The following is a 17,629-nucleotide window of genomic DNA, read 5'->3' on the forward strand; positions in this document are numbered from 1 at the left end:
GCCACTGGCCGTGAAGAAGGTGCACAGATCCTGACCGGTGGTGAAGCACGTCAGGAAGTCGGTCAAGGTTTCTATATTGAACCGACCATCTTTAAAGGCACCAATGACATGAAGACCTTTCAGGATGAAATCTTCGGACCTGTACTGGCTGTGACCACCTTTAAAGACTTCGACGATGCGATCAAGATCGCCAACGATACGATTTACGGACTCGGTGCCGGTGTCTGGTCACGTTCGGCACATACCACCTACCGCGCTGGTCGTGCTATTCAGGCGGGTCGGGTGTGGACCAACTGTTATCACATCTATCCTGCGCATGCGGCTTTCGGTGGTTATAAAAAATCAGGCATTGGACGTGAGAATCACAGAATGATGCTGGATCATTATCAGCAGACTAAAAACTTGCTAGTCAGCTATTCGACCAAACCAGCCGGGTTCTTTTAAGAAGTGAAATACATTCAAAGCGAACTTCGGTTCGCTTTGAATGTATGGTAGCTAGCTTTCACAAAATATCAGCAACATCTTCAAGCTGCGGCCAATTCAAATAAAGTTTTTAGTCTATAAATACTTTTTTTAAAGGAAAGAGCATCACCTCAAATTTCTATTTGCAATAGTGTCATTTCAAGATAATTTCACTCTATAAAGATTTCGCCACATTCTCCAGCCATTGAGTGCCAGAAGAATAAAAATAAAATAAAGCACGGCGGTTAAATACAATGACTTATAGCTATACATGCCGACATAAATCACATCTAACACACACCATAATCCCCAGCTTTCAATATATTTTTTTGCCGCCCAATAACTTGCCACCAAGCTAAAAGAAGCCAACATGGAATCCAACCAAGGGAGTGATGCTGTGGTGAAATGAGCAAATAAGGCGCCAATCACCAGACCGGCGACAATACCCACAATCAGGCTATATACCCAGATTTTTTTATTCAAATAGCCAATCTGCACGGTGATAGCCTGGTCATGATTTTTCTTCGACCAGCTATACCAGCCATACAGTTGCATCAAGATAAATACGGCTTGTAATGCTGCGTCTGCAAATAAATTAACACGATAAAAAATAATCATATATAAAAATACAGCGACAATATTCACCAACCAGCAGACTTTATATTGTTTGGAGGTCAACCAGACACCTAAAACGTTTAAAATAAACGCTGCAATTTCTATATTTTCCATAGCAATATAACCTGATTAAGCAGCCAATTTAGAAGTTCAGATTGAATGACAAGGTTGCTGTACGCGGCGAACCCAAGAATAAATAATCGTCACCCAAAAATTCACCTGCATCACGCCAGTATTTCTTGTTGAACAGATTATTAATATTCAAGCGTAGCAATGCATCGGTCGTATTTAGTTTAAATTGATAAGCAGCGCCTAAATCAACCACACTATAACCTGCAACTTTCGCAGCACCCTCTTTGTTGGCATATTTGCTGGAACTGTATTGACCACCTGCCAGAACAGTGAAACCTGCAATGCTCGGTACGTTATAGCGAAGATGTGTTGCGAAACGAGCTTTTGGCACGTTTTGCGCCTGATGATTACCATATTCAACCGCTTCCACATTTTCTAAACGGGCTTTGGTCAAGGCTAAAGATGAAGTTAAGGCCAGATGGTCGGTTAATGCACCATTCAGTCCTAATTCCAGGCCCTGACTATGCTGTTCGCCTTCCGCAATAAAATAGCGAAGTCCTGAAATCGGCTTGCTATATTGATTGTCCTGACGTAAATCAAAAACGGCTGCAGTCAACAGGAAATCATGGATCTGTTGTTTGAAACCAATTTCATATTGCTCTGAATAGATCGGTGCTAGAGTTTCAGCCGCATTCTCTGCAAACCAAGGCGCTGTTTTTCCATCTGACAGGCCTTTAGCATACGAGGCATAGACGGTAGTCGATTCCAAGGGGCTATAGCTGATCGCAAATTGCGGTAAAAATTTGCCTAAATCAGTATCGCGGACTTTTACCCGATCTGCATCATATGCTTGTTCATCCAGCTCGATCCATTTTCCGCCAATCAAAGTGGTCCAATGTTCATTCCATTCAATACGATCAAGAAACGTCAATGCAGTTTGTTTACTGTCTAAAGCTTTAAAATAAGGACCTAGATTTCCTTCTTCTGGGATCCTGTCGTAGGTATCTTGGTAAATATTACCAACATAGTCTTCTGAATTTATGTACTGGTTTATACCGTTGTAACGATTTCTAGATTTATCGGTGTAAGTCAAATCAAAGTTAAGGTGATGTTGTACCCAATTGGTATCAATCACCCCATCCAATTTGACTTTAAATTGATTGGTTTTAAAGGTTTCATCTGGATTCTGATAATCGTAAATATCATACTCGCCAGCTTTACCAAACGTGTTACAGGAATACTCTTCCAGACAGCCTTCCCGATAATAACCATAAGCAAAGCTTGAATAGTCATCAACTCTGGATTTACTGTGTGCTGCAACGAGTCCCAGGTTCCAGTCACTATTCAAAGCATAGCTATATTTTAAACTGCTATTCAGACTATCGATCGTGACCGGTTTGCCCCAAGTCTGGTAACCCAGCAATCGATCCCATTTCACATTTTCTGGGACTTTGCCATCGAGTAATTGATAGCCTGGCACTGATCTTTGTTCGGAACGCTGTGCTTCAAGATCAAATTCCAATTTAGATTGCTCAGATGTTTTCCAATCTAAGGCCAATGCCGCTAAATAGCGTTCACCCTCCACATGATCGACATAAGACTCAATCTGTTCATTCACCAGATTGATGCGATATCCGAATTGTTGCTCATCACCCCAAAAACCACCTAGATCAGTTGCCACTGAAAACTGTCCATGTTGATCAGCAGAGAATGTCAGGGCCTGGATATCTTTAGGTCGCTTGGTGACATAATTGACCACACCACCCGGGGTCGACATACCACTTTGAATCGCGGAAATGCCTTTTAAAATTTCCACACGCTCTTTATTTTCAAGTGCAACGTTTTGTTCACCACGAATCACATTGCTATTAATCAGGTAGCTTGATGCCAAATCAAGTGCAAAGCCACGCGAGACAAAGTTTGGATAATAGCCAATTGCAGCATAGCCATCACCGATGGCTGCATCATTTTTTACAACATCGCTCAGCACACGGCCATGTTGTTCAGCGATGAGATCGGCAGTCAAGATAGAAACTGATGCAGGTATTTTTTGCAAATTCTCCGTACCAAAACCTTCAATATTCACTTTGGTACTCGTGTAAGGAATGCTTTGATCGGCGGTGATAACAATCGTGTCAAGCTGTTGCACATCGTCTTCAGCATAAGTCAGCGGGGCTAAACACAGCGGTGACAGAATGATCATTTTTAAAGATCGGGTTAATACATTCTGTTTGAATTGACGAGTGTTCATACGAAACCTTATGTATGTGAAGTGGGTGATGATGCTGGGTTTAGAGAGAGCATTGAGAAGCTTGCAATTCATGTTGAATGAGCCGAGTTAAAGTCTGGGTAAATTGTTGGCCTTGTTCGCCAAAGAACCAGTCCACATGACCGATAATCCAGTCGTAATAAGCCGCATCTGCATGGTTGAGGTTGTGGGTAATACCCACAAAATACTCCAGCTCTGAAAAAGCGAAATCCAGATGCACGATTTTCAGCAGTTCTGGCAAAATACTAAAATCTTCTTGTGGATGTATTTCGGAAAAATAAGCATGGAGAAAAGCGGTTAAACCGGCTTCATCAATCGGAATATGTGGGTTCTGCTTTAATTCCAACCAATCAATGAAATTACGTTCAATCGTCACAGCCAGATCATAAAGTGCCGAATTTCGGTCAGATAAACCAAAATCAATTACGGCAGTAATCTCCGCTTTGGCATCCGGTGCTGACCAGAATAGATTAGAAGCGTGTAAATCGTTATGGGTCCAAATTCTGCTTGCCTGTTGCAATACAGGCTGAATACGCTGGTGAACCTGTAAGATTTGATCTAAAAAGTAAGGATCTAAATTTTTGTCGGCACAGTAACGGCTTAATTCTGGACTGTTTACAATGCGCCGTTGAATGGCTGTAACGATATTTTCACTGTCTAAAAGCTGCTGATTGGACAATAAATAAGATGCTGATCGGCCTTGGTGCTCAGGAAAATCCTGCATGGCCATATGTAACTTTGCCAGCAATTGCCCCGCTTTCGCAGCATGTTCAGCATAGAAAAAAGGTTTCCAGGATTGCTGATCTGCATACAGATCTAAGCCGACTGCTTTTGCATAGACTTCATAGGTCCAGTCACCTAGCTCTAAAGCGGTCAGACCTTGATTTGAGCTAATCAATGCTGCAACAGGAATTTCTTTGCTAGCTAAATGCTGAAGAACGGCATGCTCCTGTAAAATATCGCGGGCACGACGAAAGGAACAATGGCTGCGCTTAATCAAATACTGATGCGCGACTGCTTCATCCCTGATCACAAAATCCTGCTCCACCTTGACCAGAGCCGCAGATGAAAATGGCCGGGGACTATACCACAAAATCTCAAAATGACCTTGTAAACAGGAATATTGCTGCTGCAGGCTTTGTAATTCTGGATCAGAAATATGTGCCCAGTCTTTATTTTCCCAGGCATTGTCCATACCATGACCTAAATCATTGGTAATTATGGTCATCATCACTATTCCTGAGCTAGATCATTATCTAATAATGGAAAATCATCGTTTAGGCGAACAAGCAAACAGTATTTTTAAATACATTTAATATTGAAGACACGCCCTAAAATTAAGTGGTACATACCAGTATTAAATTGAAGGCAAGTTTAGCCTTATAAATATAAAAATAGAATAGATCTCTCGCATAAATCAGAAAATGATCTTCTTTTTGGTTAATATTCGAACTCCAGATTTATTAGCATTCGCGCATAATCTGCGGATGAAATATATCGATTCAAACAAGCTTTCTTATCCTCAGTTCAAGCGATAACGTAGTTTTGAAATGTACCGTAATTCATTTTCATGACTTCACTACGTAGCTCTTTAAATCCCTGTTTATCAGCAGCAAATTCCACCAGTGATTCATTGTTCAGATCAGTAACACATGCCATGGTCGAATGACCTGTACACTTGAATGATTTTGGTCTTTAATGAAGTTCTTTAACGGCTCAGTATGGATTGCCCAGGTATCGAAGTCTTTCATCTGTATCTGACGAACTTCAATGTCATTGATTTTGATGCTTCGATTCGTTTCTAAAAAAAAATCATTCATAATGATGTCTCAAATTAGATTTTAATGACAAAAAAATACCCTGATGGTTATCCCATCAGAGCTAAATATAAAATTATTTATTTCTTAATTTGAAATACTTTGATCAATCAGTTTCTCAATAATATTAGAGGCAAGGCAGAGTAAAACTTGAAGTGCGACATAAACCACCTAATTAATTTAAAGGGTATGGAGTATATAAAATTGTCATACCATCATCTTAACTTTGAAGATCGTACTGCATTAATGCTTGAGTCAAGAAAAGAAGGCTTTTCACCAAGAAAATTTGCCGAACTCATTAAAAGACATCCAAGTACGATCTATGGTGAGCTTAAAAGAAATAGTATCAATGACGTTTATCAAGCTCGATATGCTTCTGATAACACCTTCGCTAGACGTAGTCACAGAAAGCTCAAAATCGATTCAATCCTCTGGAGATTTATTGTTGAAGCGATCCGTTGTTTATGGTCTCCTCAGCAAATATCGAAGCGTTTAAAGACAATTCCTGATTTGGATCAAACAATGAATGTAAGCCATACAACGATTTATTCAACGATACGAGCATTACCAAAGGGTGAGTTGAAAAAAGACTTATTATCCTGTCTGCATCATGAAAATAAAAAGCGAAAAGCTAACGGTGAACCTAAAAAAGATTCTATATTACAGGATATTAAAACTATTCATGAGCGCCCAGCCGAAGTTCAAGAAAGATACCGGGTCATTGGGAAGCCGATTTAATTAAAGGTAAAGACAATAAAAGTTCGATAGCAACACTTATTGAACGAAATACACAGCTCTGTATCTTGGCAACATTATCTGATGCAAAGGCAGAATCAGTGCGCAAGGCTTTAACTAAAGCTCTGAAATATTTACCTGAGAACTGCGTGAAACGTTGACCTATGACCGTGGACGTGAGATGGTAAAATTTAGGCATAGATGTATATTTCTGTGACCCACATTCACCATGGCAAAAAGGCACATGCGAAAATATGAATGGTTTAATTAGGCAATATTTACCTAAAGGGATTGATTTAAATCAGGCAGATCAGCATTATTTAAATCAAGTTGCCATGTCACTGAATACTCGTCCTAGAAAAGCGTTAGATTGGCTTACACTATTAGAGAAATTTTCTCAGCTTATTGATTATCATAAGGCTTTTGAAACTATCGCACCTCATGTTTGAATTCGCCCGCCTAAGGTGCTTTGATTCAGTTCTATTGAAGCTTTAAGATAATTTTCAAGCTTAATCTATACAGGTATATTTTGTTGAATTACGTTTTTTTATTAAGATATTTAAGGGAAAATTCTTACGGAAAAAATGTTTTTTATCACTGAACCATATACAAGTAGCTAAATTATCGTGCAATTTTTCAACCATCATTGGATGACTACCGTAAACTAGGTAAACAATATCACCAATATAGATATTATTCATCTTTAGTCAGCCAAGCATAAGATCAAAATTCTGAAACTTCTGATAAATAAATTAATGCCATCAATTGAGAACTTTTTTTAAGCTGAGAAAGCATTTATAAAGTCCAATTAAGTCCTTGTCCCATTTCATAAATAATGAGTATTAATGCAATTACCATTAGTGAAATCACAATGGCTTCGACCTTAGTGAGCATCTTAAATTCTCCACCTTTCATCTTTTATATAATAAACAAAGTGAACAATAAATAACAATAAGGTTACAAAAGAATTACTGGATGTTACAAAGATAGGGCTGGTAAAGAAAAATCTCTCAGAGGAAGTGAATTCTTTTCAAACTTAACCTTATGTACTGGGCGATGTCCTATATAAGACTCATGACCTACTGCGATCATATCAACACCACCTTCTTCTTCTAAACTTAATAAGAAAGTATGGACACCCTGCATGTCATTTAACTCAATATTATTGCTGATCCATTTCATCGTACCTGGTTCCATATTGTTTATTTCTTCTTGGATTTTATTGTAGGGGGGGGATTACCGCAGTTGACCATTTGCTATGCTCTTTTTATAATTTGCCATTAAATTATCTTCGCTATAAAAGATTTTTAAGAAAATCGGTCTGTATTTGGCCAATTAACGCTACAAAAAAAACTCATCCGATAAGTATTCTTACCTAAACCCAAGGTTCTATAACTTGGATCCTGAATATCTTACATACGCAGACATAGCTCATACATCGGAATTTAAACTTAGCCTCTACACTGAAATTAAGTTTTAGAAACATAGAGGAAATTCAGATGGAAAAGTATTCAAAGATTCTAATCCTGAGCTTATTTGGATTTACTGGAACAGTAGCTATTGCAGATGAATCCATTCCAATAGAAGCAACTGCCGCCGCCGAAGCACAACAGGTTGCTTTAGATTATGGAAATGAGAAAGACAAAAAATCTGAATCATCTGAAAGCCCTTAATTAAAGGAATGCCGGTCAGTTAAGAAATTGACTGGCATTTTCTTGGGTATTTCTGTGGTGTCCCTTTCATAACTCGTGGGCAACTCCTCACTCCCTCTCAGGCAAAACATATCTCTTAGATTTTTCCAGTAAACTTTCTAAATGTTTAGGTAAATTACCTGCGGAGTCTAAAGAGTCGAATCTTAATATATTCAGAATGCCAATAGATGCAATATGAAAGCTGGTTCTCAAAGGACTGACTTTTGCACGTTGAGCCATATGTTTCATTGTCTTCTTAGAATATTATAGGCAATACCCCCCATAATTCTTGATAAACTAAATCAGGTTGCTTGCTCCTCAAATGCTTGCCCTCCTGTAAATCACTTTTGATTTCTCGGTAACACATTTTTATTTCCCAGCGCTGAGCATAAAGCTTCGCCAAGCCTATCAGTGGATATGTCTTTGGGTCCATTAATAAAGTGATATAACGTCTAATTTTCTCTGCCTGCTTAACCTCAATCAAACGCGCTTCCCAATACCCTGTTGCCATTAGAGGCCAAAAGCCGCTGTAAACTGGATCCTGAACTAAAAATCTATAATCAGGAAATCAATAAAGAAGAATAGAAATTAAGTATGGATTGGCAGTCTAAAAACTTTCAAAATGCTTTCAGAACGTTATCGCAATAGAGCTAAAAGCCCCCCTTTTGAGATTCAATCTAGTTGCTGGAATTTATAATTTGCAACTGAGTAAGAATGATTTATGAAGGCGGTCTAATAATGCTAATCTAAGAAAATAAAAAAATCCTAAAACCATTTAACTTCTTAGGATTTGAATGGGCAGGATATAAATATAAGCTTATGCTTGAATATCTAAGGTCATTTCAATTTTGTCCTGTGACCAGATTTCGATGTCATATTCAATCACTAGATCATCTGATTTTGAAATACGTTCAATATAAGTGGCGGTTTGACTTAAAGGAATACCTAAGTACTGGCTCTCAAAATGAGACACACCGGTATTTTTAATTTTTAACTGACTACTCGTGTAATTATAATGAAAGTGATTTTTAATGACATCTTGTACCGAAGTAATCACATCATAATTCAGCACATTTGGAAACAGCGCAACAGGTAAATAATTATATTCTAGAAGTACAGGTACATCATCAGCATAACGTAAACGAATAATTTCAATAAAGCCCAATTTACGATTTTCTTCACTAAAAAGATTACTGTGATCCAATCGCTCCAACTGTCTGGTCGAGATTAGTTCAGTTCTGACATTAAAACCCTGTGCCTTCATATAAGAACGAAAATTTTCAATTGAGTTTGGAGAATATTGAATTTTTTTATTACTCACGAACCAGCCGAGATTTTGCCGTTTGAAAATTTTATCTTCGGCACGAAGCTGTTCATAGGCCTTACGCACTGTTTCCCTTGAACAGTCAAACTTTAATGCCAAGTACCGTTCGGATGGAATCATTTGATTAGAACTATAATTTTTCAATTCAGCCTCAATCAAATCTCTGATTTCCATATACTTCATTCAGTGAATCCAGTGAGTGCTCATAAATGATAAAGATAGTACTAAATTAAAGAACAGAGGAAAATTAAAAACAAGGTACGATCAGTAAAAAGATGCATTCCCTTGTTTTAATGAGAATGTTTAGCAGCATGATTAATACGTGATTCTGAGAGAATATCGTTGTCCATTCATAATTTTATCATTTATGCAAAAAGAATAGACTAAATTTGTCTAGGAGAGTGGTGATGGTTCAATCTAATTAAAAGGCATCTACAAAATCGGCGGCTATTCGTAATAGTCGACTGAGAAAATCACGTACCTTGATTCTAAGCAGTTATTGCCCACCTCCATACTAGCACGTTTCCTGGCACAGTCCCTATCTGTACACTTGAATGCCTTTGACTATCTAAAGGTAATCTTTAATAAAATGAGCTTTATAGGGCAATATACTAAGATCTCCAGACTGTTGAATCCGGCAAGCGCACTGAGTGCGGTTCCGTAACGTGACACTGGGTAACGTCTTGGACTGCTGTATATAGACAAAAAATGAAAGCTGCGGTTTAAAGCTGGCGTCCTTCAAAATTTATCTCATTTTATAACTGATGTCTGGATTTTCAGGTAATTATACCGCACCAAAAAAACATCTATTCACTAACGATTACTTAGGCTATTTATTATAAAAAAACAACCATACATCATTGATATATGTTCATTTATTTCTAATTTTTCATGGACATAAGTTAATTAGTTAATTTATTAGGTCCCATATATCATCTAAGCGGAGTCAATTAAAACCTGTTATAAGTCAGTGTAATATTGAAATTTATGGAAATAATATTTAAAACCGTTTTTTATTTTGAATTAAGGTGTCATCAATTAGCTTGAGAAAATATTACCGGTCCTCATAATTTTTTCATGACTAAACGCTATGCATTAAAAGATGATCATTGGGAACAGGTTAAAGATCTGTTACTTGGACGAATGGGTACTGTTGGAGTAACGGCCAAAGATAACCGACTATTTGTTGAAGCGCTATCGTTCAGGTATCCCGTGGCGAGACTTACCCGAACGCTTTGGTGATTTTAGAGTAGTGCATACTCGTTTTAGCCTTTGGGCTAAAACAGGTGTGTGGCAGAGAGTCTTTGAAGTGCTGTCACATGACCGTGACAATGAATATGTCATGTTAGACTCCACCCCATTGTACGTGCTTACCAACACAGCGCTGGGGGGAAATCAGGCGAATAGGCGCAGTAAAGGGGGCTTAAGCACCAAAATTCATGCCCATACTGATGCTTTAGGCAACCCGACAGGATTTTATCTCACGGATGGGCAGGTTCATGACTTAAACGGTTCAGATGTGTTGCTGGACTTATCGTTGAGCCAGACCTGGCTTATGAATAAAGCCTACAACTCCAGGGATCGGGTCATTGATCCAATTTTAGAGGCGAAGGGTCAAGTTGCGATGCCAGCGAAAAGTAATTCTATTGATCAGCGTGATTATGATTGACATATCTACAAGGCAAGACATCTGATCGAGAATTTTTTGCCAAGCTCAAACAATATCGTGCTATTGCCACACGCTATGATAAATTGGCTCAAAACTTCTTATCAGCGATCTTTCTGGCTTAATTGATGACACGCCCTAGTTTGAGATTGTCAAAAAAAAGTGTAGCAAATTGCTACACTTTTTCACTTTTCTGAATCAGCTGTTTTAAAAAATCTTCTAGTTGTAAGAGACTGGCTTCATCAATTTCCGAGATATTCAGAGAAACCTTAAGCTGTTTTTGATTGAGTTTGATATTCCCCGCAATCTTACCTGCATATTCAATTTTTCTAACCACGGATGTTGTGGTCAGTTTTTCTGGATTCTGACTCAATAGTTTTTCAGCATAAGTAGTAACTTTGCTTTGCTCGAGTTTTTTGTCTTTTAATTTTTCCCAAGCCTTGAGTAAAGCCATTTCGGCCTCAGAAAGTTGCTCTATATGATCCGACAGAAATTTTTTGAATGCAGTGGCAGCAGTACGACCTAGCAGGCCTGGTTCCACATCAAGGTCATTTAAAATTACTTGAGGCAGTTTTTCGTACGCTAAATACTTGTACATATCTTCGCGATTTAAACCCAGTGAATTGGCTAAACGTTGCTTGTTTTTCTTTAACTTCTCATCAAGTGAGTTCAGGCCAATAAAAATTTCATAATCTGTCAGGTCCTGACGCTTTAAATTCTCTGCTAAGGTTAACAAAGATGCTTCTACATTATTCGCATCAATGATAATGGCTTCAATCACAGACTTGCCGAGTAAATGGTGCGCCCGTAAGCGCCGCTCGCCTGCAATGAGTTCATATTTCAGATTATCAAGTTTACGCACTGTAATGGGCTGCAAAAGACCGACTTCGTCAATGGAATCCGCCAGTTCTTTTAATTGTGACTCTTCAAATAATTTACGCGGCTGGTTTGGACTGCGGCTAATATCCTCAATAGGAACATTACGTCTAAACTCTTTCAGCTCTCTAATATTGTCTTTCTGTGCTTGCTGATGTTTTTCTGTATTCTGTTTCAGTTTCTGAGCTAAAAGCTCTTTGGTGCTTGCCATAATACTCTCAGGTTTAAACTTTAGCTACAATTTCATTGGCAAGGCTTTCAAAAGCCTTACGTACTTTTGAATTTTTTTCTACATTCAAAAGTGATTGTTGCAGAATCGCTGCTTGATTAACTTTAGTACTTTGAGGAATGGTAGTCTCTAAAAGTTTTCCTACCTGTTTCAAGGCTTCATTCCGAATCAGCTTACAGACATTCTGACGTTCATCATGCTTAATTAGTAAAGCGCCTAAAAGCTCTAAATCTGGATTAATACGTTTGATCTTTTCAAGATGATTTAAAAGATCTGTTACCCCATACAATCCATATTGTGATCCGGATTCGATAGGGATAATGACATGTGTTGAAGATGCCAGGGCATTGCTGGTTAATAATTTAAGACTAGGTGGACAGTCGATCAATATAAAATCATAAAGATCTTTTAACAGTTCTAACTTGATATTTAACTCTTCAGAAGGACGGGGAGCTTCTTCTTTTAGTTGGTCTTCAGTTTTTCCTAAATTCAAGGAACCATAAATTAATGATACTTTTTCAAAGTTCGTTTCTTCTTGTAATGCATCTGCCAACAACGAAATATCGCCCACTAGTAATTCTGCTGTAGTCACAACAATTTCGCTTGGATGTTGGATCCCAATGTGTAAACTTGCGTTTGCTTGAGGATCTAAATCAATGACTAAAACCTTGTTGCCCAGATTGGCAAGTTCTGAGGCTAGGTGCACAACAGTCGTTGTTTTGCCACATCCGCCTTTATGGTTAGCAACAGTAATAATTTTTGCAGACATGCGTGTCAGATGCTTCCGTATTTGAATGTTTAGTAATATAAATAACTTTCACTCATCTTACTATAGTTTTAAAATTTATAAATCCTATTTGTTGAGATGTAAAACAGCTTAAAAATAAATCTTTAACTAAGCTAGCTTAATTAATAATTAGAATAATTAGTTATTTAGCTAATTAATAATTAAGAGTGCATTTTTATTATATAAAACAAATGCTTAGAGTTTTAAAAGTGGAAGGTCTGTCACTCTAAAGTGGAAGGTCTGTCACTCTAAAGTGGAAGGTCTGTCACTCTAAAGTGGAAGGTCTGTCACTCTAAAGTGGAAGGTTTGTCACTCTAAAGTGGAAGGTCTGTCACTAGGGTGGAAGGTTTGTCACTGCTATTTTTTAAACCGCTATTTTTATTTAAAAATAATTTAAAAAACAATTATTTAATATGTTAATAAAGTCTCGTAACTAAGCCTTAAAGGTGGAAGGGTTGTCACTGTATGTTCTTAACCTGTGGATAATCTGTTTTTATTGGATATTTCCTGATGATTATATGTGCAGTTATACCTTTCGAATCTAACTGAAAGGTGGAAGCCTTGTCACATCAGGGTTTCTATTTAACTTAACCTATCTGAATGTGGGTGAAAAAAGTAAAAATAGTCACTCTAAACTGTAATTTCGGGGGCTAAAGGTGGAAGGTCTGTCACTGTAGGGTGGAAATACTGTATTTAATTCCACTTTAAAGGCAAAAAATCGGATAATAACGCTTTTTTTTGATGACGGACCTTCCACTTTTAGAATCTTGTGGTGAAAGTCTTGAAAGTTTTTCCACTTTTGTATATAAAAACTAAGTCAAATTATAAATATCACGGTTATGACAGAATCTGAACCATTGCAAGAAGAAACGAATTATATTCCCTACTGTATAGGCAACATTCGCCATAATGGCGTTGTCAGTACCAGTAACCGCTTAATTCGCCCAATCGAGTTGTCATCCAATGAATATAAGGCACTTCTATATGCAATGGCGGTTGCGAATTATAGTGAGAAAAATAGGGTAGATGGTGAAATTACCGAACAAACTTATATTTATTTGTATAAGGATGATTTGGCAGATTTACTAGGATTAAATAAACGTAACTCAATTAATGTTGCAATAGATCGGATCTATAAAGAGCTTTCATCCCGGGTAGCTCATTTTATTATTGAGGAGCCTGCTGATAATGGTAAGAGAAAGACTAAAAAAGTACATTCTGTCGTTCCCATTATCCGTGAGTTAAGATGGGAAGATGACTCTAAAAATGCGATTCAGATTCGTTTTACTAGTGAGGTGTTGCCGTATTTCACTCAACTGGCTGGGGGTAATTTTACTACCTATCAGCTAAAACATCTTTTTGCCCTAGATTCTGTTGCCAGTATGAGTCTTTATACTTATTTCATTAAAAACGAATTTAAGTACGCCAATCAAAAGAGTTATGAAGTGCCATTACTTTTAGAAAACTTGAAAGCACTGATTGATATTAATGAAACCAAATATGATCGCTGGGTAGATTTTAGACGCTATGTATTAGACAAAATAGTGGCAGAAATTAACGAAAATACAGATCTACAATTAGAGTATGAAACCGTTAAGAAAGGCCGTCCAATTGTAGGTGTGAATTTTAAACTGCATCATCGGATTGCTGATAAGGCACTGGATGAAATTGCAGTGATTGAAAAAATCTATCTTGATGTTCCATTTGAAGACAATGCATCCGTAAAAGAATTAGGGGCTAAATTCGATACGAATGTACGTTCTTGGTATATTTTTAATAATGATGAAAATTATCAGCAGTTCAAGAAGTGGTTTAAAAAAGTAGGATGCCTCACTGACTCTCAAGCAAATATTGTCATTAATGACACTTTATTCCAAATGGAATTTGCTGAAATTGGTATGGGGCTGAATGACTTTAAACGAAATATGAAGCATAAACTTAAAAATAATCCGGAATTCGTTCAAAGTATTCGTGAAAGACTGAATGATATTTTTGGTAAAAAGCTGATCTAGCGAAAAGTGTAGCAACTTGCTACACTTTTTTAGATATATGTTTGTAAAGAATACAAGTGGTAAGGACCCTAGGATAAAAACGACTCTGTTGCATAAAGGCTTTAGAGATAGATCTTCCCTAAGTTATCCAAATTCAAGTGACAACTTGGGTATGAGGTCTGCCTAATTCCTTAAATCTATTCAAAACGTAAGTGTTCGCTGAACACACCTTATGAATTCATCCTATAAGCCTTAATTTAGTCCTCACTTAAAAACAAGTGGGGACTAAATTTATGACTACAAATAACCAGACATCCATCACATCTCTTGAGAAAAAACGAAGAACATGCAGTGCTGAATTTAAACAGCAGATCGTTCAGGCTTGTAAAGCACCGGACGTTTCAATTGCTTCCGTCGCTTTGCAACATGGATTGAATACAAATCCCCTATCCAACTGGATTCGCTTAATTGATGGTAAGCTAGGGAAATGATCGCTCACCACTACCGAATAAACCTGCATTTATTGCCTTATCTTGCTCTGCACCATTAGATCCTACTCCTACTGACATGTTAACGGTTCAAATTACTTTACCCCACTCAAAATCAGAAATTGGCTTGAAATGGCAAGTATCAGAAATATCTGCTTTAGGAGAATTACTCAAGGCACTTGCAACATGATCCGTATCGATGAAATCTGGCTGTCTACCCAACCTCTGGATATGCGAGCAGTTATGGATACTGTCATGGCTCAGGTGCTGAGAGCCTTTGGCTATATCAAACCGCATTGTGCTTACCTATTCTGTAATACAAACGTGGCCATCGCATGAAAGTGCTGGTGCATGATTGGCTGGGCATCTGGCTGTGTGCCCGGCGGCTGGAACAGGGAAAATTTCACTGGGCTAAAGTTCACCAGGGTGAAACCGTGGCCCTCAGCCCGGAGCACTTACAAGCACTGATCCAAGGTTTAGCTTGGCAAAGAATCGGTCTGCAGCAAGTGGTAACAATGCTCTAAACCAAGCTCGGCCATTCTGCTATTCTCCAAACATTCTATTTCCTCTGCGTCATGACCTCAAGCATACTGCGGCCATGAATACGCTGCCTGATTTAAGCTAACTGACCCATGAACAACTGCTGGAATTTACCCGGCAATTGGCGATGCAGCATCAGTCTTTAGCATAATCAAAACAACAACTGGAACAATCAAATCAGCAATTAGATGCCAGAGTTCAACATCTTGAAGTCACCAATCAGCAATTAGATTCTAAAGTTAAATCTCTCTCTATTCTCAATCAAAAATACGAGCATGAACTTGCGCAGTTTAAACGGCATAAGTTCGCCCAGAAGAATGAACACTTAACGGCCAAACAAATCCATCTTTGGGACGAAGCGGTCGAAGAAGATATCGCCGCTGATGAATTAGTATAAAAATAAAGTTAGTAAATAAATTATATAAATCAAATACTTTTTTATTAAATATAAAATTTATTTGATTTAATTTTGTTAATTTTGGGACTGTGTTATTCTACTATTGTGACGCTAAAAATAACTTACCTGTGCAGAAAAAAATGATGACACCATTGCTCATTGATGCATTAACAATTTCTGAAGGCAGGTTTGAAAAACCATGCCCAGTTTTAGTTTTGAAAATGATGTTACTCAATGAGGAAATGAGCCGGGAGTTTTCAGAAAAAATTAAAAATCAAGCATTACTACTGCTCGCGATATATCGTAAGTTACTGCTTGCTGTCGATAGGGACTTATGTAAGGTAAAAACTCTAAAGGATAATGTGAAAAGAAGACACTGGGCTAAAGTGGATAAAGCACAGGACAAGATGGTGGTTGCAGGCCAACTTCGACTAAAGAGTTTAGATCCAGAAGAAATGATTTTATTTTTAAATACACAGCATTTTTTGAAAAAGCTGCCGATTTCCTTTGTTCAAGAATTGGTTAATTGGGCATCACCGGTGGTGAGTGGTAATTTTTTAATCGAAAATGTTTTAGCTGGTTATATCGCCCAGAAGCTTTTGCCATTAGAAAGAATTAAAGTGAAAGAGCTGGGTAAGTCTGTGCAACCATATTTTCATTTAGCTAACTTTTCTGTATTTTTACCTCGACTGGAGGAACTTTATCAAAAATATCAGCAGCAAATTGTTCGTGTGGCACCAATGGCAGAAGTTGCTTTGGCTTTAACAGACTTGAAGAAGGCAAGAGTCTATCGTATTCGGAGTAGTTCATGAAAAGTTATTTCAAGAAGCTCCTAGAATGTATTAATCAGAATGAAAATATAGAAGAAAAAGAACTGATCCAAGCATTATTTTTGTTGCGTGCACACTATAGCTTAGCTGGCATTGTTGTCATTTGTCAGCGAGTCTTCACATTGATTGGGGATGATGAATTACCAGAATTTCGTGATGAGCTTAATACGTTAAAGCTCATTAGTAGATTGCAGGATTCTGAGGAATATGCACATTTTTTCTTAAAAACAATAGATAGAAACATACATACACTCACGCCATTGCGTCCTTACACTGGAGACAGTGGAATTTGTGACTTACTATTGATTCGACCAGGAACAAATCGAAATAATCAGCCTTTTGATACTGTAATCATGTGGTTTTTAGAGCAAATCTTTTATTTTCAAAAAAAAGTACATACTCTAGAGCTTTATAGTAGTTATTTAAAGGGTGATGGAAGCATAAAGCTGAAAGCTCAAAAGGGATCTCGTGTATATAACGCCTTTTTAGCGATCAGGCTGTTGGGTGATCAAGGTAATGAGTATATTTTAGAACAAGTCAAAGAATTACTTATTCAAAATTCACCGAAACAACTGATTCATCTGATGTCTGCTGGTTCTGAAGATAAACGATTAAATGATGTTTTTTATACATTAAAGCTGTTTTTATCCCAAATTTGGCAAAATGATCCACTAAAAAATAAGAAGAAACGTCGAGAATTTTTACACCGTATAGGGTTAAAGTGTGTGATTCATAGAGATCGTTTCAATTTAGCGATCTCTAAATCCATCTTGTAATTGGCGTGTTGAATCCGTTCATTGGATGGGTTGTATTGCTTCTGGACCTCATCAGAGAAAGGGG

The 17,629-nt window shown here is 37.6% G+C and carries 14 protein-coding genes and 7 pseudogenes; 11 read left to right on the forward strand and 10 right to left on the reverse strand.

All coding sequences use genetic code 11. The annotated features are described in order from the left end of the window. Positions 1-444: aldehyde dehydrogenase family protein (locus ACP7AK_RS14800; protein ID WP_425880174.1), on the forward strand; the 444-nt coding region annotated here is incomplete at its 5' end. Positions 445-621: 177 nt separating this feature from the next. Here the strand turns inward: ACP7AK_RS14800 and pnuC are convergent. From pnuC to ACP7AK_RS14820, 4 genes are all read right to left on the reverse strand, one after another. Then, positions 622-1,191: a nicotinamide riboside transporter PnuC gene (gene pnuC, locus ACP7AK_RS14805; RefSeq protein WP_004281962.1), complete on the reverse strand. Its 570-nt coding sequence runs from the start codon at positions 1,189-1,191 to the stop codon at positions 622-624. Between the two features lie 28 nt (positions 1,192-1,219). Further along, positions 1,220-3,400, reverse strand: a complete 2,181-nt coding sequence (locus ACP7AK_RS14810) for a TonB-dependent siderophore receptor (protein WP_425880175.1) — start codon at positions 3,398-3,400, stop codon at positions 1,220-1,222. A gap of 40 nt (positions 3,401-3,440) precedes the next feature. Continuing rightward, a complete protein-coding gene (locus ACP7AK_RS14815; protein WP_425880182.1) occupies positions 3,441-4,646 on the reverse strand; it encodes a phosphotransferase enzyme family protein in 1,206 nt (401 codons plus the stop codon). A 409-nt stretch (positions 4,647-5,055) separates the two neighbouring features. Then, positions 5,056-5,238, reverse strand: a complete 183-nt coding sequence (locus ACP7AK_RS14820; RefSeq protein ID WP_253138651.1) for a hypothetical protein — start codon at positions 5,236-5,238, stop codon at positions 5,056-5,058. Positions 5,239-5,424: 186 nt separating this feature from the next. On the opposite strand from ACP7AK_RS14820, the pseudogene ACP7AK_RS14825 reads away from it, so the two are divergent. Then, positions 5,425-6,419, forward strand: a pseudogene (locus ACP7AK_RS14825) (IS30 family transposase). 529 nt (positions 6,420-6,948) lie between these two features. On the opposite strand, the gene ACP7AK_RS14830 reads toward ACP7AK_RS14825, so the two are convergent. Beyond that, positions 6,949-7,167, reverse strand: a complete 219-nt coding sequence (locus tag ACP7AK_RS14830; protein ID WP_425880176.1) for a hypothetical protein — start codon at positions 7,165-7,167, stop codon at positions 6,949-6,951. 302 nt (positions 7,168-7,469) lie between these two features. Here ACP7AK_RS14830 and ACP7AK_RS14835 point away from each other — a divergent pair, with 302 nt between their 5' ends. Beyond that, positions 7,470-7,643 carry a hypothetical protein gene (locus ACP7AK_RS14835; RefSeq protein ID WP_004281965.1) on the forward strand — a complete coding sequence of 58 codons (174 nt, stop codon included), beginning with the start codon at positions 7,470-7,472 and terminating at the stop codon, positions 7,641-7,643. 19 nt (positions 7,644-7,662) lie between these two features. Here the strand turns inward: ACP7AK_RS14835 and ACP7AK_RS14840 are convergent. Continuing rightward, positions 7,663-8,160, reverse strand: a pseudogene (locus ACP7AK_RS14840) (IS4 family transposase); the annotation flags it as partial. A 318-nt stretch (positions 8,161-8,478) separates the two neighbouring features. Next, entirely contained in the window at positions 8,479-9,168 is a 690-nt protein-coding gene (locus ACP7AK_RS14845; protein ID WP_425880177.1) for a GntR family transcriptional regulator, read from the reverse strand. An 894-nt stretch (positions 9,169-10,062) separates the two neighbouring features. Between ACP7AK_RS14845 and ACP7AK_RS14850 the strand changes: the two are divergent. Continuing rightward, positions 10,063-10,776: pseudogene (locus tag ACP7AK_RS14850) on the forward strand (IS5 family transposase). Positions 10,777-10,826: 50 nt separating this feature from the next. On the opposite strand, the gene ACP7AK_RS14855 reads toward ACP7AK_RS14850, so the two are convergent. After that, the gene (locus ACP7AK_RS14855; RefSeq protein WP_425880178.1) at positions 10,827-11,738 is read right to left on the reverse strand and encodes a ParB/RepB/Spo0J family partition protein; all 912 of its coding nucleotides are present in this window, start codon (positions 11,736-11,738) and stop codon (positions 10,827-10,829) included. A gap of 13 nt (positions 11,739-11,751) precedes the next feature. Further along, entirely contained in the window at positions 11,752-12,525 is a 774-nt protein-coding gene (locus ACP7AK_RS14860) for a ParA family protein (protein WP_004647772.1), read from the reverse strand. An 857-nt stretch (positions 12,526-13,382) separates the two neighbouring features. Between ACP7AK_RS14860 and ACP7AK_RS14865 the strand changes: the two genes are divergently transcribed. The 7 genes and pseudogenes from ACP7AK_RS14865 to ACP7AK_RS14895 form a co-directional block, all read left to right on the forward strand. Continuing rightward, positions 13,383-14,555, forward strand: coding sequence for a replication initiation protein (locus tag ACP7AK_RS14865; RefSeq protein ID WP_253138647.1), 1,173 nt, complete (start codon positions 13,383-13,385; stop codon positions 14,553-14,555). 272 nt (positions 14,556-14,827) lie between these two features. Beyond that, positions 14,828-15,212 (forward strand): annotated as a pseudogene (locus tag ACP7AK_RS14870) (transposase). Beyond that, complete coding sequence (locus ACP7AK_RS14875) at positions 15,209-15,361, forward strand: hypothetical protein (RefSeq protein WP_425880179.1); 153 nt, start codon at positions 15,209-15,211, stop codon at positions 15,359-15,361. The pseudogene ACP7AK_RS14870 and the gene ACP7AK_RS14875 overlap by 4 nt, the downstream one beginning before the upstream one ends. Further along, positions 15,358-15,546, forward strand: a complete 189-nt coding sequence (tnpB, locus tag ACP7AK_RS14880) for an IS66 family insertion sequence element accessory protein TnpB (protein WP_425880180.1) — start codon at positions 15,358-15,360, stop codon at positions 15,544-15,546. The genes ACP7AK_RS14875 and tnpB overlap by 4 nt, the downstream gene beginning before the upstream one ends. Before the next feature lie 101 nt (positions 15,547-15,647). Next, positions 15,648-15,953 (forward strand): annotated as a pseudogene (locus ACP7AK_RS14885) (IS66 family transposase); the annotation flags it as partial. A gap of 146 nt (positions 15,954-16,099) precedes the next feature. Beyond that, positions 16,100-16,771: a hypothetical protein gene (locus ACP7AK_RS14890; RefSeq protein WP_425880181.1), complete on the forward strand. Its 672-nt coding sequence runs from the start codon at positions 16,100-16,102 to the stop codon at positions 16,769-16,771. Next, positions 16,768-17,511, forward strand: a pseudogene (locus ACP7AK_RS14895) (hypothetical protein); the annotation flags it as partial. The gene ACP7AK_RS14890 and the pseudogene ACP7AK_RS14895, both read left to right, overlap by 4 nt. Positions 17,512-17,519: 8 nt before the next feature. Here the strand turns inward: ACP7AK_RS14895 and ACP7AK_RS14900 are convergent. Beyond that, a pseudogene (locus ACP7AK_RS14900) lies at positions 17,520-17,629 on the reverse strand (IS481 family transposase); the annotation flags it as partial.

The organism is Acinetobacter sp. TWP2-2-3, assembly GCF_049896445.1.
In the GTDB taxonomy this organism is placed as follows: domain Bacteria; phylum Pseudomonadota; class Gammaproteobacteria; order Pseudomonadales; family Moraxellaceae; genus Acinetobacter.

Coding starts and splice junctions, on each gene's coding strand:
- pnuC (WP_004281962.1), bottom strand. CDS start 1,191: ATGGAAAATATAGAAATTGCAGCGTTTATTTTAAACGTTTTAGGTGTC.
- ACP7AK_RS14810 (WP_425880175.1), bottom strand. CDS start 3,400: ATGAACACTCGTCAATTCAAACAGAATGTATTAACCCGATCTTTAAAA.
- ACP7AK_RS14815 (WP_425880182.1), bottom strand. CDS start 4,646: ATGACCATAATTACCAATGATTTAGGTCATGGTATGGACAATGCCTGG.
- ACP7AK_RS14820 (WP_253138651.1), bottom strand. CDS start 5,238: ATGAATGATTTTTTTTTAGAAACGAATCGAAGCATCAAAATCAATGAC.
- ACP7AK_RS14830 (WP_425880176.1), bottom strand. CDS start 7,167: ATGGAACCAGGTACGATGAAATGGATCAGCAATAATATTGAGTTAAAT.
- ACP7AK_RS14835 (WP_004281965.1), top strand. CDS start 7,470: ATGGAAAAGTATTCAAAGATTCTAATCCTGAGCTTATTTGGATTTACT.
- ACP7AK_RS14845 (WP_425880177.1), bottom strand. CDS start 9,168: ATGAAGTATATGGAAATCAGAGATTTGATTGAGGCTGAATTGAAAAAT.
- ACP7AK_RS14855 (WP_425880178.1), bottom strand. CDS start 11,738: ATGGCAAGCACCAAAGAGCTTTTAGCTCAGAAACTGAAACAGAATACA.
- ACP7AK_RS14860 (WP_004647772.1), bottom strand. CDS start 12,525: ATGTCTGCAAAAATTATTACTGTTGCTAACCATAAAGGCGGATGTGGC.
- ACP7AK_RS14865 (WP_253138647.1), top strand. CDS start 13,383: ATGACAGAATCTGAACCATTGCAAGAAGAAACGAATTATATTCCCTAC.
- ACP7AK_RS14875 (WP_425880179.1), top strand. CDS start 15,209: ATGATCCGTATCGATGAAATCTGGCTGTCTACCCAACCTCTGGATATG.
- tnpB (WP_425880180.1), top strand. CDS start 15,358: ATGAAAGTGCTGGTGCATGATTGGCTGGGCATCTGGCTGTGTGCCCGG.
- ACP7AK_RS14890 (WP_425880181.1), top strand. CDS start 16,100: ATGATGACACCATTGCTCATTGATGCATTAACAATTTCTGAAGGCAGG.